The sequence below is a fragment of the Pseudomonas sp. UBA2684 genome, assembly GCA_002354655.1.
Classification (GTDB): Bacteria; Pseudomonadota; Gammaproteobacteria; order Pseudomonadales; family Pseudomonadaceae; genus Aquipseudomonas.
Genome location: DELY01000042.1, coordinates 5,207 through 5,666 on the forward strand (window position 1 = coordinate 5,207; position 460 = coordinate 5,666).

Genomic DNA, 460 nt, shown 5'->3' on the forward strand with positions numbered 1-460 from the left:
GCGCGCGCTTCACCGACACCTACGAAAACCTCACGGCCGCCAATAAGGCGCTGCAAGACCAGGTCGGCGACCTGCAAGCCTATGAGGTGTTCCACCTCGGCGGTTCTTACAAGGCGTCAGACAACCTGACCCTCAACGCCACGCTGTACAACGCCTTCGACAAGGACTTCAGCAAGGGCAAGACCTACACCACCAACACCGGCGCGACCGGCTGGGCGTCGAGCTATATCCAGGCCGCGCAATCCACCACCGGCACCCTGGAAGAAGGCCGCCGCCTGTGGCTGTCGGCTAATCTGACCTTCTAACCTTCCGCGCACTCAACAACCGCCACCCTCCTTGCGAGGCTGGCGGTTTTTTTACATGCGTGGATCAACCTTGCCCGCGTGTACCGTGCCGGCTTAACAGGCCGTTCTAAAGGCTTTGTCCCCATTACGTGTTGTATGAGCAGTCAGGCTTTTGT

At 59.6% G+C, this 460-nt stretch carries 1 pseudogene; it reads left to right on the plus strand.

The window, feature by feature from the left end:
- Nucleotides 1-305, plus strand: a pseudogene (locus tag B3M58_RS14490) (TonB-dependent receptor); the annotation flags it as partial.
- Nucleotides 306-460 lie beyond the last annotated feature (155 nt).